The sequence below is a fragment of the Mesorhizobium sp. M5C.F.Cr.IN.023.01.1.1 genome, from assembly GCF_003997585.1.
Taxonomy (GTDB): domain Bacteria; phylum Pseudomonadota; class Alphaproteobacteria; order Rhizobiales; family Rhizobiaceae; genus Mesorhizobium; species Mesorhizobium wenxiniae.
Genome location: NZ_RZSU01000086.1, coordinates 1 through 14,869 on the forward strand (window position 1 = coordinate 1; position 14,869 = coordinate 14,869).

Genomic DNA, 14,869 nt, shown 5'->3' on the forward strand with positions numbered 1-14,869 from the left:
ATCGACCTGCGCAATTTCTGCATGCCGTCCTCGCCGCGCTTGGCGATCACTTCGTTGACCTTCGTCTGCGTTTCCTTGGGCAGTTCCTCAATGTCGACGACGTTCACGGTCTGAATCGCCGGCGCTTCCGGCTGAGCGCCGGGCGCCGCGGGAGCGGGCGAAGCCGGCGGCTCACCGGGTTGCGGCGCCGGCTGTTGCTGGGCGCTTGCAGCGGTCGCGAGCAGGAGGGTGGCGGCGGCTGCGAGACTTATCGTTTTGCGCATGGATCTTCCTTTCCATCGATTGGCAAACGGTCGTTTTGGGGTGACCCGGCCACCTCAAACGTTAAATGGGATCGGAAGGTGTCGCTCAGCGGGTCATTGCGTGACCATAGGATGGCGACAATGTGGGGCCGGGCTTCGACCGGCTGTGTTTTGGGCCGTATTTCGGGAGCAATCGCTGATGGCTAGAATCACCCGAGCCGCCTATGCGCAGATGTACGGCCCGACCGTCGGCGACAAGGTGCGGCTTGCCGATACCGAGCTGTTCATCGAGGTCGAGAAGGATTTCACCCTTCACGGCGAAGAGGTGAAATTCGGCGGCGGCAAGGTCATCCGCGACGGCATGGGCCAGAGCCAGGTGTCCCGCGCGCAAGGCGCGGTCGACACTGTCGTCACCAATGCGCTGGTCGTCGATGCGTCAGACGGCATCTTCAAGGCCGATATCGGCCTCAAAGACGGGCGAATCGCCGCGATCGGCAAGGCCGGCAATCCGGACATGCAAAATGGTGTCACCATCATCATCGGTCCCGGCACCGAGATCATCGCCGGCGAAGGCAAGATCCTCACCGCCGGCGGCTTCGACGCGCATATCCACTTCATCTGCCCGCAGCAGATCGAGGAGGCGCTGATGTCAGGCTTCACCACCATGCTCGGCGGCGGCACCGGACCGGCGCACGGCACGCTGGCGACGACCTGCACGCCTGGGCCGTGGCATCTGGCGCGCATGATCCAGTCCTTCGACGCCTTCCCGATGAACATCGGTCTGTCGGGCAAGGGCAACGCGTCTTTGCCGGCCGCGCTTGAAGAGATGGTGCTGGGCGGTGCCTGCTCGCTTAAGTTGCACGAGGACTGGGGCACGACGCCCGCGGCAATCGACTGCTGCCTGTCGGTCGCCGACGATTACGACGTGCAGGTGATGATCCACACCGACACGCTGAACGAATCCGGCTTTGTCGAAAACACGGTGGCTGCGATCAAGGGCCGCACCATCCACGCTTTCCACACCGAAGGCGCCGGCGGCGGCCATGCGCCCGACATCATCAAGGTTTGCGGCCTGCCCAACGTCATCCCGTCCTCGACCAATCCGACCCGGCCCTACACCGTCAACACGCTGGCCGAGCATCTCGACATGCTGATGGTCTGCCATCATCTGTCGCCGTCGATCCCCGAAGACATCGCCTTTGCCGAAAGCCGCATACGCAAGGAAACCATCGCCGCCGAAGACATTTTGCACGACATCGGCGCCTTCTCGATCATCTCGTCGGACAGCCAGGCGATGGGCCGCGTCGGCGAAGTGGCGATCCGCACCTGGCAAACCGCCGACAAGATGAAGCGCCAGCGCGGTTCGCTGCCGCAGGAGACCGGCGACAACGACAATTTCCGCGTCCGCCGCTACATCGCCAAATACACGATCAACCCGGCCATCGCGCACGGCCTGTCGAACGAGATCGGCTCGGTGGCGGTCGGCAAGCGCGCCGACGTGGTGCTGTGGAACCCTGCCTTTTTCGGCGTCAAGCCGGATATGGTGCTGATCGGCGGCATGATCGCCGCCGCCCCGATGGGCGATCCCAACGCCTCGATCCCGACACCGCAGCCGATGCACTACCGGCCGATGTTCGGCGCCTATGGCAAGGCGATGACCAATTCCTCGGTGACCTTCGTTTCCAGGGCGGCGCTTGATGCTGGCCTTCGCGGCCGGCTCGGCGTCGACAAGCAGATGGTCGCCGTCGAGAACACCCGCGGCGGCATCGGCAAGCATTCGATGGTGCTCAACGACGCCACCCCGCATGTCGAGGTCGATCCCGAAACCTACGAGGTCCGCGCCGACGGTGAATTGCTCACCTGCGAACCGGCCACCGTGCTGCCGATGGCGCAGAGGTACTTTTTGTTCTGATCCATCGGCGCTATGGCTGACGTAGAACGTGCCGCACCGGGCCTATGAACCAGCAACTCCCTTACGCCCACGACATCTTCCCGCACATCCGCATCGTCATGGGCATGGTGATCGGCCTCGGCCTCACGCGTCTTTTGTCGGGGCTGGCCCGCATCGTCCAGCATCCGGGCCAATACCGGCTCTATCCGGTGCATCTGGCCTGGGTTGTGTCGGTGCTCTTGATGCTGGTGCATTTCTGGTGGTGGGAGTTCGGCCTGTTCCAGATCGAGACCTGGACCTTCGGCAAGTACCTGTTCATCATCTTCTACGCCGTCACGCTGTTCCTGCTCTGCGCGCTGCTGTTTCCGGACTCGATGCTGGACTACACCAGCTACGAGGATTTTTTCTATTTGCGCCGCGCTTGGTTCTTCGGCTTGCTGGCGGCGACCTATCTGCTTGACGTGGTCGATACGCTGCTGAAAGGGCCGGAGCATTTCGCCCGCTTCGGTGTTGAATATTTGTTCCGCACGCCGGTGTTCGTCGCTTTATGCGTCATTGCGATGCTTGTCCGCGATCGCCGCTTCCACATCGCCTTTGTCGCCGCCGCCCTCATCTACCAGATATCGTTTATCCTGCGGCTCTTCGACACGATCGTTTGACTTCAGCATCGCGCGTCCTTTCGGACGCGCAAAGGACGCTGTAGAAACTTGACTTGGCGCATGATCCTTTCCGAGTCGATCGGGGCATGCGCCGGCATTGGGCCGATGTTCGGGATGGTCTAGGCTTTTTGGAAAGGCAGTTTTTACATGAAGCTCGACATCCGCACAGATTTCACCAAATTCCCGCGTGCCGTTTCGGTCCTCACCGCCGGCCAAGCGGGAGCGGTCACGCCCTATGATCGTGCCGTGCTGGCCCATGACGAGCGGCATCTGCGCCGCCGCGCCATCGAAACGGCCCGTAGCGACAAGGTGCTGGTCGACCTGCCCGAGCCGGTCGCCTTGAACGATGGCGACCGGCTGGTGCTGGAGGATGGCCGCCAAATCGAGATCATTGCGGCCGAGGAACCGCTCTACGATATCCGCGCCTTAAGCCCGGTTCATCTCACCGAACTCGCTTGGCATATCGGCAACCGCCATCTTGCCGCCGCCATAGAGGCGGAACGAATCCTGATCCTGCGCGACCATGTCATCAAGACGATGCTGGAAGGCCTGGGCGCCACGGTGAGCGACGTTTCCGAGCCGTTCAAGCCGGTGCGCGGCGCCTATTCCGGGCATGGCGGCCATGGCCATGCTCATGCCGAGGCAAATGCGCACAGCCATGCTGAAGCGCATTCCCACGCCCATGGGGAGTCGCGTTCCCACAGCCACTCACACGACCATGACTGACCAGCCTTCCAACGTCGCTTTGTTGCGGCTGATGGCCTGGCTGTCGCCTGCCTTCCCGGTCGGCGGTTTTTCCTACAGCCATGGTCTCGAGCAAGCCGTGCATGCCGGGCTGGTTGCCAATAGCAAAGACCTCGCCGCATGGCTGGAGACACTGGTCGAGCTTGGTTCGGGCTGGAACGACGCGGTGCTGTTTGCCGAAAGCTGGCGGCGCGCCCGCGAGGGCGGCGATCTCGATGAGATCGCGGCACTTGCCGAGGCATTGGCCGGCTCGCGCGAGCGCCATGCCGAGACCATGCTGCAGGGTGCCGCCTTCCTGAAGGCGGCATCGGCGTGGCCGTGTCAGGTGCTGGACCGTCTGCCGGCCGAGTGCGCCTATTGCGTCGCCGTCGGCGCAGTTTCTGGGGGCAACGCCATTGCCCTGCAGGACGCGCTAGCCGCCTTCCTGCAGACCTTCTTCTCCAACCTCGTCCAGGCCGCGATCCGGCTCGGCGTCGTCGGCCAGACCGGCGCAACCGCGCTGCTCGCCGGCTTCGAATCGCTGGCGCTTGGCGTCGCCGCCCGTGCTGCCGGCTCGACGCTGGATGATCTCGGCGGCTGCGCGTTCGTCTCGGACGTCATGGCGATGAAGCATGAGACGCAATATTCACGGCTGTTCCGCTCATGAACACCGGCGCGAACCGATTCCGCCTGATCGAGGCAATCAACAGCCTTCGCCTGTTGCCGGTGAGTGTGGTCGGACACTCGATTGGATCCACAATCAATGTCGGCTTCGGTGCCACTACGCCGCACCGCTATGCAAAACGCCAAAGCGGCAAGCGTCGAGCTGGCTATTTCAGACGTGCAGAACGGGATCTCTTTCTTGCCTCCGCCTCTTGGGAGCTTCGCAAAACCAACGGCTACTGTCTGCGTTGGTCTGACAATCCGCGCCGGATTGCCAAGGAAATCGAACTGTCGGTTGGCAAGACGGTGATCAGCGTGTCGCTGGGCGGATTACGGCGACAGGCTCAAATTAGGTTTGCCAGTGGCGAGACACTGCGGTTCTGGCCTCATCTCGACGAAGATGGTGGAGGTTGGAATTTGAACATTGGCAAACGCCATCTGTCTGTTGCAGGCCGCTCATGATCGTGCTCGCCTTCATTCTTTCATTCGTTCTGCTTCTGATCACCGCGCTGCATGTCTATTGGGGCATTGGCGGGATCTGGCCGGGCAGGGACTCTGCCTCCTGCGCCCGCGCGGTGGTCGGCTTTCGCGGCGTCGACGAAATGCCGGCGCCCTTCGCCAGCTTTGCCGTTGCTGCCTGTCTCGGCCTGGCGACTCTGTGGCCGATGGCACTCGAAGGCGTGTTTGCCACGCCCTTTCCCAAGGCTGGGCTAGCCGCGACAGCGCTGCTCATCGCGCTGGTCTTCCTGGCGCGCGGCATTGCCGGCTTTACACCGTGGTGGCGCCGGCTGACGCCCGAACAGCCTTTCGCCCGGCTTGATGTCAGCTATTATTCGCCGCTCTGCCTGTTGATCAGGCTCGGCTTCGCCTTCCTTGCCATCACGGAGTTCCCTAGATGACACAAGCCAACGGTCCTCTTCGCATCGGCATCGGCGGCCCGGTCGGCTCGGGCAAGACGACGCTCACCGAAAAGCTCTGCAAGGCGCTGCGCGACGAGTTCTCCATCGCCGTGGTCACCAACGATATCTATACCAAGGAAGATGCCATGATGCTGGCCCGGCTTCAGGCACTGCCCGAGGATCGCATCATCGGCGTCGAGACCGGCGGCTGCCCGCATACCGCCATCCGCGAGGACGCCTCGATCAATCTGCAGGCGATCGCCGAGATGACCAAGAAATTCCCGGATCTCGACATCGTCTTCGTCGAATCGGGCGGCGACAATCTCGCCGCCACTTTCTCCCCGGACCTTGCCGATCTGACGCTCTACGTCATCTCGGTCTGCCAGGGCGAGGAGATCCCGCGCAAGGGTGGGCCGGCGATCACCCGGTCCGATTTCCTGGTCATCAACAAGAGCGATCTCGCCCCTTATGTGAACGTCAACCTCGATGTCATGGAGAGCGACGCCGCCCGCATGCGCGGCAAGCGGCCGTTCGGCTTCACCGACCTGTCGCGCGGCAAAGGTCTGCAGGAGGTGATCGATTTCATAATCGAGCATGGCGGGCTGCGCGTCGGTGCCGCCAGAAGCACTGCGGCGTAAGGCAAAGCTCTCGTCTGCACCAAACGAAACCGGTTGCGCGCATCTGCGGCGCGCGGCATCCTTGCTTTCTTTCACGGAGGTTTTCGATGAGCATCGCCCGCCTGCAGAAGGAACCGCTGACCAATCTGCCATTCCACGAGGAGCGCGTCGATCTGGCTTGCGCCTTCCGCTGGACGGCGCGGCTCAACATGCATGAAGCCGTGGCCAATCATTTCTCGCTGGCCGTCAACGATGACGGCTCGCAATTCCTGATGAATCCCAACCAGGTGCATTTCTCACGCATCAAGGCGAGCGACCTGCTGCTGATCGACGCCAACGATCCCGGCACGCTCTCCGGCCCAAATGCGCCCGACCCGACGGCGTGGGGCCTGCATGGCGCCATCCATCGTAATGTGCGTCATGCGCGCTGCGTCATGCATGTGCACTCGATCCACGCCACGGTGCTCGCTTCGCTCGCCGACTCGACGCTGCCGCCGATCGACCAGAACTCGGCGATCTTCTTCAACCGCCACGTCGTCGACAGCCATTATGGCGGGCTCGCCTTCGAGGAAGAGGGCGAACGCTGCTCGCAGCTGCTTACCGATCCGAAGGTCAAGGTGATGGTCATGGGCAACCATGGCGTGCTGGTCATCGGCGATAGCGTCGCCGACACCTTCAACCGCATGTTCTATTTCGAACGCGCCGCCGAGACCTACATCAAGGCGCTGTGGACCGGCCGACCGCTGCGGGTCCTGTCGGACGAAATCGCCGAGAAGGCGGCAACGGAGCAGGAAGATTATCCCGGCCAGGCCGAGCGGCACCTTTCCGAGTTGAAGGCGATCCTCGACGAGCAGGAGCCGGTTTACCGGAACTGATGCCTAAAGGCCCAGCTCAGCCCGCAACTCGTCGGCGCTGTTGATGACGATCGCGCCGGGCGGCCCTTCCATAGGCACTTCCGGCCAGAAGATCGTCCTCATTCCGGCCGCCAATCCCGCCGTGACGCCGGTCACGCTGTCGTCGACGGCCACGGCATCGGCCGGATCGACACCGGCCAGCCATGCGGCGCGCAGGAACGGCTCGGCATGCGGCTTGCCTTCGCGCACGTCGTTGCGGCTGACCGTCTTCATGCCGGGATAGAAAAGACCGACCATGCGCAGATTGGCGTCGACGACCAGCCGGTCGGAATTGGACACCACCGCTTGCGCCACGCCAAGCGCGCGCAGCTCGTTGAAGATCTCGATCGCGCCGGGGCGCGGCTTCAGCGTCTCGGCCATCGGCAAATAGTGGTCGTATTTACGCACGATCCAGTCATCGAAGGGCAGGTCGAGGCCGAACTCGTCGCGCAGCATCTCGTAGACCGGCCATGCGGCAATGCCGAGCACCCGCTCATGCAGGTTGGCTGGCGCGGCGATGCCGACGCTGTGCAGCGCCGCTATCAGCGCCGCCTCGTGCAACGGCTCGCTGTCGACCAGCGTGCCGTCCATGTCCCAGAAAACCGCTTTCGGCGTCATGCGAGGCTCCTTTGTCCGAATCCCTTAAAGGGTTTGCGCCGGGAGATAAACCGCCGCGCCTGCACCGGCATTGCGGGAGTTCAAAAATTGCCGACTTCAAAAATTGCTTGCCTAAATTCACCCACTCGAAGCACCACAGGTACATCAGCGTTATCTAAGCAATTGCTCTGGCGGCAGGCAATTGCGCACAAGCGCATTTCGCCGTAAAAGTAAGGCGCTCCCGCCTCGATGCTCGGGGGCAGGGAGGCAGCAAGTTGAATTCCCGGCAGGACAGCGGCAGCAACAGGCTGGACGACGCGGCGCGCGCCGGCTGGCTCTATTATGTCGCCGGGAACACGCAGGACCAGATCGCCTCGACACTCGGCGTCTCACGGCAAACGGCGCAGCGGCTGGTGTCGCTGGCGGTGTCGGAAGGACTTATCAAGGTCCGTGTCGACCACCCGATCGCCAATTGCCTCGATCTCGCTGCCCGGCTGAAATCGCGCTTCGCGCTCGATCTGGTCGAGGTGGTGCCGAGCGATCCCGCTTCCTCCTCCACCATCGGCGTCGCCGTGGCGGCGGCTGCCGAAATCGAAAGACGGTTGCGCTCGCCGACGCCGATCGTCATGGCGATCGGCACCGGCCGCACGCTGAAGGCGGCGATCGAGCAGCTGCCGCCGATGGAATGCCCGCAGCACAAAATTGTGTCGTTGACCGGCAACATCTCGCCCGACGGTTCGGCCGCCTTCTACAACGTCATCTTCACCATGGCCGACAGAGTCAAGGCGCGCTCCTTCCCAATGCCGTTGCCGGTCATCGCCTCCTCGCCGGAGGAGCGCGAGATGCTGCTCAGCCAACCGATGATCCAACCAACGCTGGCACTTGCCGCGGAGGCCGACGTCACCTTCGTCGGCATCGGCGATCTCGGCCCCAAGGCGCCGCTTTACGAGGACGGCTTCATTTCGGAAAGTGAATTGAAGGCGCTGCAAAAAGCGGGCGGCGTCGCTGAGATCGTCGGCTGGGTGTTCGATCGCGAAGGCCGGATGATCGAGAGCATCACCAATGACAGAGTGTCCTCGGCATCTTTGCCGTCGCGTGAAAAATCGCTGGTGATCGCGCTCGCCATGGGCGAGCGGAAACTGCCGGGCATCCTTGCGGCAGTGAACCGGCGGCTGGTCAACGGTCTCATCACCGACGAGCGGACCGCCGCCGCCTTGCTGGCCACCAGCTGATTTGCGATAAGTCCAGCAAGGCTATTTGCGCCGGCCGTAAGGATCGTTGCCGTCAAGAATACCCATGTCGCGCTGTAGATGCGGCGGCAATTCCCGGATGTCGAGATAGGCCCGTTTCCTGGGTCCGTGCCGTGCCAATCCCCGCGCCAGTCGCAAAAACCAGCCTCGGCCTGGCGTCAGAAATAGCTTTTCCTGTACCGTGGTCATGATCGTCAGCCTTCGTTATTTCTGGACGAGAGTGATCGTCGACCTCAAATATCGGCTGGATCGGGCCTTGCTGCCAATCAAACGTCGATCACGGCCCATAAGGAGGGCTTATGCCTGAACTCAAGTCACGGCAGGTCTCCCAGCTCCCTCCGCTTCAGGCGATCCGGGTATTCGAGGCGGTGGCGCGGCATCTTTCCTTCACCAAGGCCGCCGGCGAGCTCGGCATGACGCAGGCGGCGGCGAGCTATCAGATCAAGCTTCTGGAGGAGCGCGTCGGGGCGCCTTTGTTCCTGCGCCGGCCAAGGCAGATCGTGTTGACCGAGGCCGGACAACGGATGGCGCCTGCGGTCAGCGAGGCGTTCGCCCTGTTGGGTGGAGCCTATGCCGCGGCGCGCAGCGGCGCCGATGGGGTGCTCTGCGTCTCGACGCTGCTGACCTTTGCCTCGAACTGGCTGGCGCAGCATCTCGGCTCGTTCCAGGTCGCGCATCCGTCGCTGGCCGTGCGTCTCGATACATCGAACCGCCTCGTCGATTTCGCCCGCGAGGATATCGACATCGCCATCCGTTCGGGCGGCGGAAACTGGCCGGGCGTGGAGGTGCACAAGCTTTTCAATGCGCACTTCACGCCGATGCTGAGCCCGAAACTCGCGGCGACCATCGGCGGAGTGAAGGAGCCTGCCGATCTGTTGCGCCTGCCGATCCTCGATCCCGGCGACATCTGGTGGCGGGACTGGTTTATCGCCGCCGGCCTGCCGGTCGAGGAATTGGCCAAGCGCCCCGGCTCCAGCATGGGGGCGCAGGCCTATGAGGCAAACGCCGCGATCGCCGGGCAGGGCGTGGCGATCGTGACGGCCGCTCTCTTCAAGGCCGAGCTTGCCGATGGCCGCCTGATCCAGCCTTTCGATCTGGTCGGCGACGACGGCCAGGCCTATTGGCTGGTCTATCCCCAGGCGCGGCGCAACGTGCCGAAGATCCGCGCTTTTCGCGAATGGATCCTGGCTGAGATTGCCGGCCAGTAGGTCGGCAATTTATCCAATCAAGTGGGCGCCGAAATCCGGCATTTCGCGTGCGCCGATAGCCATCCCACTGTTCTTCAAACACCCCCGAACGCGTCTGGAACCGGATGCTGCACGAGATTTCGTGCTGCGCTGCAGCAACGAATCCGGCTTGACATAAATCATGCGAAATGAGTAATTGCTCACAGCCAAGGCAAATGCTCAGCTTGGTCTATGGGAGGAATTTGATGAAACTTCGCACGCTCACCCTGGGTCTGTTGTCGGCCAGCACCCTTGCGTTCGCCGCGCATGCCGAATCCATCACCATCGCCACCGTCAACAATGGCGATATGGTCCGCATGCAGACGCTGACCGACGACTTCACCGCCAAGAACCCCGATATCCAGCTCCAGTGGGTCACGCTCGAGGAGAACGTGCTGCGCGAGCGCGTCACCACCGACATCGCCACCAAGGGCGGCCAGTACGACGTGATGACCATCGGCACCTACGAAGTTCCGATCTGGGCCAAGCAGAGTTGGCTGCTGCCGCTGGACAAACTCGGCGACGACTATGACGTCAAGGACATCATCCCGGCCATCGCCAACGGCCTGTCGGTCGACGGCAAGCTTTATGCGGCACCGTTCTACGGCGAAAGCTCCTTCGTCATGTACCGCAAGGACCTGATGGAGAAGGCCGGGCTGACCATGCCCGACGCGCCGACCTGGGACTTCATCAAGCAGGCCGCCGAGAAGATGACCGATCGCGCCAACGGCGTGAACGGCGTCTGCTTGCGGGGCAAGGCCGGCTGGGGCGAGAACATGGCCTTCCTGACCGCCATGTCGAACTCCTTCGGCGCACGCTGGTTCGATGAGAACTGGAAGCCGCAATTCGACCAGCCCGAGTGGAAGAACACGCTGCAGTTCTATGTCGACCTGATGAAGGCCAATGGCCCCGAGGGCGCATCTTCGAACGGCTTCAACGAAAACCTGGCGCTGTTCCAGCAGGGCAAGTGCGGCATGTGGATAGACGCCACCGTCGCTGCGTCCTTCGTCTCAGACCCGAAGAACTCCACGGTCGCCGACAAGGTCGGCTATGCGCTGGCGCCCGACAATGGCTTGGGCAAGCGCGGCAACTGGCTGTGGGCCTGGTCGCTGGCCATTCCCGCCGGCACGCAGAAGGCTGACGCGGCTCAGAAGTTCGTGTCCTGGGCAACCAGCAAGGACTATCTCGAGCTCGTCGCATCGAAGGAAGGCTGGGCCAATGTTCCGCCCGGAACGCGCTCCTCGCTCTACGCCAACCCCGAATACCAGAAGGCAGCGCCTTTCGCCAAGATGACGCTGGACTCGATCAACGCCGCCGATCCGACGCATCCGACCGTCAAGCCGGTACCCTATGTCGGTGTCCAGTTCGTCGCCATCCCTGAGTTCCAGGGCCTTGGCACCACCGTCGGCCAGCTGTTCTCGGCGGCACTCGCCGGCCAGACCAGTGTCGACGACGCCTTGAAGCAGGCCCAGGACGCCGCCACCGCAACGATGACCGAGGGCGGTTATATCCAGTAGGCTCCTCCCGGTGGCGAACGCCGGCTGCCCATCATGGCCGGCCCCCACCTTGACCAGCAGGGGGCCGCCCGAATCCCAGTTCGGGCGGCCACCTTCAAACTCTGAAAATTTGGCTGACCTTTGAAGGGTGACCGTCATGGCTACTCAGCAGACCCGTTCGCTTGCCCGCTTCATGATGGCGCCATCCGTGGTGCTGCTGTTCGTCTGGATGATCGTTCCGCTGGCATTCACCCTGTGGTTCTCCTTCCAGCAGTACAATCCGCTCAACCCGATCCGTGACGGGTTCGTCGGCTTCTCGAACTACGCGCTTTTTTATTCCAATCCGGCATTCCTGCAGTCGATCCTCAACACGCTTATCCTCGTTGGCAGCGTGCTTTTGATCACGGTGATCGGCGGCATCCTGCTGGCGCTTCTGATCGATCAGCCGATGTGGGGACAGGGCATCGTCCGTATCCTCGTCATCTCGCCGTTCTTCGTCATGCCGCCGGTCGCCGCACTGGTCTGGAAGAACATGATCATGCATCCGCAATACGGCGTCTTTGCCGACATTGCGCGCTTCTTCGGCGGGCAGCCGATCGACTGGTTTGGGCAGTATCCCATGCTGGCGATCATCATCATCGTCGCCTGGCAGTGGCTGCCGTTTGCGACATTGATCCTCTTGACATCCCTGCAGTCGCTCGACGGCGAGCAGAAGGAAGCCGCCGAGATGGACGGGGCCGGCTTCATCAGCCGCTTCATCTATTTGACGCTGCCGCACATGTCGCGCGCCATCACCGTCGTCATCCTGATCCAGACGATCTTCCTTCTGTCGGTCTATGCCGAGATCCTCGTCACCACCAATGGCGGCCCGGGCTACGCCTCCACCAACCTGCCCTTCCTCGTCTACCAGAAGGCGTTGCTGGAGTTCAAAATCGGCCAGGCATCCGCCGGCGGCATCCTCGCCGTCATTCTCGCCAACATCGTCGCCTTCTTCGCCATGCGCGCGGTCGGCAAGAACCTGGACAAATAAGGGAGGAAACGATGGCACGTGCAGTCAGCACCAAGCACAAGACGATTGCGACCGCGGCCGCCTGGATCGTCGCCCTGCTGATCTTCTTCCCGATCCTCTATACGATCATCACCTCGTTCAAGTCGGAGCAGGAGGCCATCCAGGGCTTCAACCTGTTTCCGTCGGGAACCACGGAGAGCTATACCGCGGTCGAGGCGCAGAGCGGCTACTTCAAATTCTTCCTCAACTCGGTGTTCCTGTCGGTCGGCTCGACTATCCTGGCTTTGCTCGTCGCCATACCGGCGGCCTGGTCGATGGCGTTCTCGCCGGGCAAGTGGACCAAGGACATCCTGATGTGGATGCTTTCCACCAAGATGATGCCGGCGGTTGCCGTGCTGTTCCCGATCTACCTGATCTTCCGCGATACCGGACTGCTCGACAGCCGCATCGGTCTGATGGTCATGCTGATGCTGATCAACCTGCCGATCGTGGTGTGGATGCTCTACACCTACTTCCGCGAAATCCCGGGCGAGATCCTGGAAGCGGCGCGCATGGATGGCGCATCGCTCTGGAACGAGATCGTCTATGTGCTGACGCCGATGGCTGTGCCGGGCATCGCCTCGACGATGCTGCTCAACATCATCCTGGCATGGAACGAGGCGTTCTGGACGATCCGGCTGACCACCACCGAGGCGGCCCCGCTCACCGCCTTCATCAGTTCCTTCTCAAGCCCTCAAGGGTTGTTCTGGGCCAAGCTGTCGGCGGCCTCGACGCTGGCGATCGCGCCGATCCTGATCATGGGCTGGTTCAGCCAGAAGCAGCTGGTGCGCGGCCTGACATTTGGTGCCGTGAAGTAGCGACTTTGCTCGAAGCATCTGGCGAAAAATAACCCCTCGGGGAGGAAACCATGGGAAACATCACGCTCAAGCACGTCTCCAAGTCGTTCGGGTCGACGATCATCATTCCAGGTATCGATCTGGTCATCGAGAACGGCGAGTTCGTCGTCTTCGTCGGCCCGTCGGGCTGCGGCAAGTCCACGCTGCTGCGACTGATCGCCGGGTTGGAGGATACCACCGCCGGCACCATCAACATCGACGGCCGCGACGTCACCGGCGAGGCGCCGGCCAAGCGCAAGCTGGCCATGGTGTTCCAGTCCTATGCGCTCTACCCGCACATGACGGTGGCCAAGAACATCGCCTTCCCGCTGAAGATGGCGGGAGAGAACCAGGCGACCATCGATCGGAAGGTGAAGGACGCGGCGCGCATCCTGAACCTCACCAACTATCTCGATCGCCGCCCCGGCCAGCTCTCCGGCGGTCAGCGCCAGCGCGTCGCCATCGGCCGCGCCATCGTGCGCCAGCCATCGGCTTTCCTTTTCGACGAACCTCTGTCCAACCTCGACGCCGCGCTGCGCGGCACCATGCGGCTGGAGATCAGTGAACTGCATCATCAGCTCAAGACGACGATGATCTACGTCACCCACGACCAGGTCGAGGCGATGACCATGGCCGACAAGATCGTGGTGCTCAATGCCGGCAACATCGAACAGGTCGGCTCACCGATGGAACTCTACAAGACGCCGAAGAACCTGTTCGTCGCCGGTTTCATCGGTTCGCCCAAGATGAACCTGATCGAAGGCGCGCCGGCGGCCAAACATGGCGCCAAGACCGTCGGCATCCGTCCCGAGCATATGAACATCTCGAAGACTTCAGGCGAATGGAAAGCCACGGTCGGCGTCGCCGAGCATCTCGGCTCCGACACGTTTTTGCACGTGCAGGCCGACGGCGTCGGGCCGCTGACGGTGCGCGCCGACGGCGAACTGGCCGCCCATCACGGCGACACGATCTATCTGACGCCGGACAAGACCAAGCTGCACCGCTTTGGCGCCGACGGAAAGGCGATGATGCAATGAGGCTGAAGGGTAAATCGGCGCTGATCACCGGGTCGGCGCGCGGCATCGGCAGGGCGTTCGCCGAAGCCTATGTCCGCGAGGGCGCCACGGTCGCCATCGGCGACATCAATCTCGAAGCCGCCGAAAAGACCGCCTCAGAGATCGGCGGCAACGCTTACGCGGTGAAACTGGACGTCACCGACCTCGCTTCGATCGAGGCGGCCGTCAAGGCGGTCGAGACAAGGGCCGGCGGGCTGGACATTCTGATCAACAACGCCGCTCTGTTCGACCTGGCGCCGATCGTCGAGATCACCAAGGCGAGCTATGACAGATTGTTTTCCGTCAATGTCGCCGGCACGCTGTTCATGCTGCAGGCCGCCGCCCGCTCGATGATCGCGGCTGGTCGGGGCGGCAAGATCATCAACATGGCGAGCCAGGCCGGGCGCCGCGGCGAGGCGCTGGTCGCCGTCTATTGCGCTACCAAGGCCGCCGTTATCTCGCTCACTCAGTCGGCGGGACTCGACCTGATCAAGCACCACATCAACGTCAATGCTATTGCGCCGGGCGTCGTCGACGGCGAGCACTGGGATCATGTCGATGCCCTGTTCGCCAAATACGAGAACCGTCCGAAGGGCGAGAAGAAGAGACTGGTCGGCGAAGCCGTGCCTTATGGTCGCATGGGCACGGCGCAAGACCTCACCGGCATGGCGGTGTTCCTGGCCAGCGACGACGCCGAATACATCGTCGCCCAGACCTACAATGTCGATGGCGGCCAGTGGATGAGTTGAGGGGGCGAAGGCGCTCTTCTCCCCG

The 14,869-nt window shown here is 62.6% G+C and carries 18 protein-coding genes; 15 read left to right on the forward strand and 3 right to left on the reverse strand.

What is annotated here, in order from left to right; all coding sequences use genetic code 11:
- The coding region (locus EOA78_RS26595; RefSeq protein ID WP_127317724.1) for a hypothetical protein at positions 1–263 on the reverse strand (263 nt) is incomplete at its 3' end.
- A 175-nt stretch (positions 264–438) separates the two neighbouring features.
- On the opposite strand from EOA78_RS26595, the gene ureC reads away from it, so the two are divergent.
- The 8 genes from ureC (at position 439) to EOA78_RS26635 (ending at position 6,569) form a co-directional block, all read left to right on the forward strand.
- Entirely contained in the window at positions 439–2,154 is a 1,716-nt protein-coding gene (ureC, locus tag EOA78_RS26600; protein ID WP_164783955.1) for an urease subunit alpha, read from the forward strand.
- Positions 2,155–2,198: 44 nt separating this feature from the next.
- Entirely contained in the window at positions 2,199–2,792 is a 594-nt protein-coding gene (locus tag EOA78_RS26605) for a hypothetical protein (RefSeq protein WP_127317728.1), read from the forward strand.
- A 147-nt stretch (positions 2,793–2,939) separates the two neighbouring features.
- On the forward strand, positions 2,940–3,518 hold the full coding sequence (locus EOA78_RS26610; RefSeq protein ID WP_127317730.1) for an urease accessory protein UreE: 579 nt from the start codon (positions 2,940–2,942) through the stop codon (positions 3,516–3,518).
- Positions 3,511–4,182: an urease accessory protein UreF gene (locus EOA78_RS26615; RefSeq protein ID WP_127317732.1), complete on the forward strand. Its 672-nt coding sequence runs from the start codon at positions 3,511–3,513 to the stop codon at positions 4,180–4,182. Before EOA78_RS26610 ends, EOA78_RS26615 begins: the two co-directional genes overlap by 8 nt.
- Positions 4,179–4,640 (forward strand): hypothetical protein, encoded by a 462-nt coding sequence (locus tag EOA78_RS26620; protein WP_127317734.1) that lies wholly within the window; start codon positions 4,179–4,181, stop codon positions 4,638–4,640. Before EOA78_RS26615 ends, EOA78_RS26620 begins: the two co-directional genes overlap by 4 nt.
- Complete coding sequence (locus tag EOA78_RS26625; protein WP_127317736.1) at positions 4,637–5,077, forward strand: DUF3995 domain-containing protein; 441 nt, start codon at positions 4,637–4,639, stop codon at positions 5,075–5,077. Before EOA78_RS26620 ends, EOA78_RS26625 begins: the two co-directional genes overlap by 4 nt.
- On the forward strand, positions 5,074–5,715 hold the full coding sequence (gene ureG, locus EOA78_RS26630) for an urease accessory protein UreG (protein ID WP_127317738.1): 642 nt from the start codon (positions 5,074–5,076) through the stop codon (positions 5,713–5,715). Before EOA78_RS26625 ends, ureG begins: the two co-directional genes overlap by 4 nt.
- Before the next feature lie 86 nt (positions 5,716–5,801).
- Positions 5,802–6,569: a class II aldolase and adducin N-terminal domain-containing protein gene (locus EOA78_RS26635; protein WP_127317740.1), complete on the forward strand. Its 768-nt coding sequence runs from the start codon at positions 5,802–5,804 to the stop codon at positions 6,567–6,569.
- A gap of 3 nt (positions 6,570–6,572) precedes the next feature.
- Here the strand turns inward: EOA78_RS26635 and EOA78_RS26640 are convergent, their stop codons facing one another.
- On the reverse strand, positions 6,573–7,205 hold the full coding sequence (locus EOA78_RS26640; protein ID WP_127317742.1) for an HAD family phosphatase: 633 nt from the start codon (positions 7,203–7,205) through the stop codon (positions 6,573–6,575).
- 254 nt (positions 7,206–7,459) lie between these two features.
- Here EOA78_RS26640 and EOA78_RS26645 point away from each other — a divergent pair, with 254 nt between their 5' ends.
- On the forward strand, positions 7,460–8,416 hold the full coding sequence (locus EOA78_RS26645) for a sugar-binding transcriptional regulator (protein WP_127317744.1): 957 nt from the start codon (positions 7,460–7,462) through the stop codon (positions 8,414–8,416).
- 21 nt (positions 8,417–8,437) lie between these two features.
- Here the strand turns inward: EOA78_RS26645 and EOA78_RS26650 are convergent, their stop codons facing one another.
- Positions 8,438–8,623 carry a hypothetical protein gene (locus EOA78_RS26650; protein ID WP_127317746.1) on the reverse strand — a complete coding sequence of 62 codons (186 nt, stop codon included), beginning with the start codon at positions 8,621–8,623 and terminating at the stop codon, positions 8,438–8,440.
- A gap of 110 nt (positions 8,624–8,733) precedes the next feature.
- Here EOA78_RS26650 and gcvA point away from each other — a divergent pair, with 110 nt between their 5' ends.
- The 6 genes from gcvA (at position 8,734) to EOA78_RS26680 (ending at position 14,844) form a co-directional block, all read left to right on the forward strand.
- Positions 8,734–9,642, forward strand: a complete 909-nt coding sequence (gene gcvA, locus EOA78_RS26655; protein WP_127317748.1) for a transcriptional regulator GcvA — start codon at positions 8,734–8,736, stop codon at positions 9,640–9,642.
- A 224-nt stretch (positions 9,643–9,866) separates the two neighbouring features.
- Positions 9,867–11,177, forward strand: coding sequence for a sugar ABC transporter substrate-binding protein (locus tag EOA78_RS26660; RefSeq protein WP_127317750.1), 1,311 nt, complete (start codon positions 9,867–9,869; stop codon positions 11,175–11,177).
- Between the two features lie 136 nt (positions 11,178–11,313).
- Positions 11,314–12,186: a sugar ABC transporter permease gene (locus EOA78_RS26665; protein ID WP_127317752.1), complete on the forward strand. Its 873-nt coding sequence runs from the start codon at positions 11,314–11,316 to the stop codon at positions 12,184–12,186.
- A gap of 11 nt (positions 12,187–12,197) precedes the next feature.
- Entirely contained in the window at positions 12,198–13,022 is an 825-nt protein-coding gene (locus EOA78_RS26670) for a carbohydrate ABC transporter permease (protein WP_127317754.1), read from the forward strand.
- Between the two features lie 50 nt (positions 13,023–13,072).
- The gene (locus EOA78_RS26675; protein ID WP_127317756.1) at positions 13,073–14,077 is read left to right on the forward strand and encodes an ABC transporter ATP-binding protein; all 1,005 of its coding nucleotides are present in this window, start codon (positions 13,073–13,075) and stop codon (positions 14,075–14,077) included.
- Positions 14,074–14,844, forward strand: coding sequence for an L-iditol 2-dehydrogenase (locus EOA78_RS26680; protein WP_127317758.1), 771 nt, complete (start codon positions 14,074–14,076; stop codon positions 14,842–14,844). The genes EOA78_RS26675 and EOA78_RS26680 overlap by 4 nt, the downstream gene beginning before the upstream one ends.
- Positions 14,845–14,869: the final 25 nt, after the last annotated feature.